The sequence below is a fragment of the Protofrankia sp. Cr1 genome (assembly GCF_963555865.1).
In the GTDB taxonomy this organism is placed as follows: Bacteria; Actinomycetota; Actinomycetes; order Frankiales; family Frankiaceae; genus Protofrankia.
Genome location: NZ_CAUVXO010000120.1, coordinates 1 through 2,272, shown reverse-complemented (window position 1 = coordinate 2,272; position 2,272 = coordinate 1). Strand labels below are relative to the sequence as shown.

At 67.6% G+C, this 2,272-nt stretch carries 2 protein-coding genes; both read left to right on the top strand.

Annotation, left to right across the window (positions count from 1 at the left end; translation table 11 throughout):
- Positions 1-940 (top strand): TolB-like translocation protein (locus U9980_RS12090; RefSeq protein WP_322767993.1); only part of this gene is annotated, 940 nt, incomplete at its 5' end.
- A gap of 28 nt (positions 941-968) precedes the next feature.
- The coding region (locus U9980_RS12085; RefSeq protein ID WP_416210246.1) for a M20/M25/M40 family metallo-hydrolase at positions 969-2,272 on the top strand (1,304 nt) is incomplete at its 3' end.

Here is a 2,272-nt window from a genome sequence, read left to right as displayed (position 1 = left end):
GTCCGGCCCACCGGTGACCGTAGGGCAGGTCACGCTCACCGCCGCGGGTTCGACCCGGGCGCCGATGCTGGTCTTCCGCAACATGGTCTGGGGTCCGCACCGTGACGAGCTGACATCGGTGCCGTCGGCGGACCCGGACGGTCCGCGTACCGCATCCACGGTTCACTGCCTGCGCTTCTACGCCGCGGTCGGGACCGGTATCTGCCTGCAGGCGGTGCACGCCGCGGTGTCGGACACCTTCGCGGCGGTGATACTCGACGCGGGCCTGCGCGAACAGCGGCGTTACTTCCTCGACGGCATCCCCACCCGAGCGCGGGTCTCGCCGAGCGGCCATCTGGTCGCATGGACGGTTTTCGTCAGCGGCGACTCCTACGGGGTCGGGCAGTTCTCCACCCGTACCTCGATCCTGGACACCCGCACCTGGACCCTTCAGCGCACGTTGGAGGACTACCAGATCGTGAAGGACGGGCATGCCTACCGCAACGCTGACGTCAACTTCTGGGGCGTGACCTTCGCCGACGACGATCACTTCTACGCGACGCTCGCCACCGGCGGGAGCACCTACCTGGTCCGGGGTGACGTCGCGGCCCGCACGCTCACCACTGTGCGTGAGAACGTCGAATGTCCCTCCCTGGCACCGGACGGGACCCGGCTGGCATTCAAGAAACGGGTGCCGGGCCTTCCCGCCGATGCGCCCTGGCGGCTCTACGTCCTCGATCTTTCAACCATGGGCGAGACGCCGCTGGCCGAGAACCGGAGTGTCGACGATCAGGCGGTCTGGCTCGACGACGAGACACTCACCTACGCGCTGCCCGGGGACTTCGGCAGCGATATGTGGACGGTTGCGGCCAACGGTGGCGGCAACCCACGGCGGTTGCTGACGGCGGCGATGGCGCCGTCAGTAGTCAACGGTGTTGACGGCAGCTCTCGTCGTAATTGATCTTCAACCACACTGGCAGACTGGTCTGATGGCGAGCAATCACCCGGTCTCCAATGACACGACAACCTCCCCGACGTCCCTGTCGACCACATCTGACCTGGTTCCGATACGCAGCCCAATCGCACAGGATGAGGCTGTCGAGATCTGCCGGGACCTGGTGCGGATCGACTCGGTGAACCGGGGCAGTGGTGACGGGAACGAACGGGCCATCGCCGAGTACGTTGCCGCCACACTCGCCGAGGTCGGCCTGCAGACGACCCTGCTGGAATCCGAACCGGGCCGTACCAGCGTCATCGCCAGGGTCGAAGGCCGCGACCCGAGTCGGGCGCCGCTTCTCATCCACGGTCATCTCGACGTGGTGCCGGCGGATCCGGCGGACTGGCGGGTGCACCCCTTCAGCGGCGACATCGTCGACGGGTGCCTGTGGGGGCGGGGCGCTGTCGACATGAAGGACATGGTCGCGATGACGCTCGCGGTCATCCGTGATCTTGTCCGGTCCGGTCGCCGTCCACCGCGTGATCTGGTCCTCGCCTTCGTGGCTGACGAGGAGGCTGGCGGAACCCTGGGCGCCCGCTGGCTGGTCGACAATCACCCGCAGCTGTTCGCCGACTGCACCGAGGCGATCAGCGAGGTCGGCGGCTTCTCCTACACGGTCTCCGACGACCTGCGGCTGTACCTCATCGAGACGGCCCAGAAGGGCATCGCCTGGATGAAGCTCACCGTTGCCGGCCGGGTGGGACACGGATCGATGATCAATGATGACAATGCGGTCACGGCGCTGTGCGAGGCGGTCGTGCGCCTGGGCCGCCATCGTTTCCCCGTGGTCCTGACCCCGACCGTGCGCATGTTCCTCGACTCCGTCGGCGACGCGCTCGGCATCGACGTGCACGCCGAGGACCTGGAGACCACGATCGCCAAGTTGGGGCCGATATCTCGCATGATCGGCGCCACCATCCGCAACACGGTGAACCCCACCCAGCTCAACGCCGGTGCGAAGGTCAACGTCATCCCGGGCGAGGCCACCGCCCATGTCGACGGCCGCTTCCTGCCCGGCCAGGAGGAGGAGTTCCTCCGCCAGATCGACGAACTGATCGGCCCGGCGGTCCGCCGTGACTGGGTCGTCTACGACCAGGCACTGGAAACCGGGTTCGACGGGCCGCTGGTGGACGCCATGGCCGGCGCGTTGCGGGCCGAGGACCCGGCCGCCCGGGTTGTCCCCTACATGCTCTCGGGCGGCACGGACGCCAAGTCCTTCGCCCGGCTCGGGATCCGATGCTTCGGCTTCTCCCCGCTGCTGCTACCCGCGGACCTCGACTTCGCCGGGATGTTCCA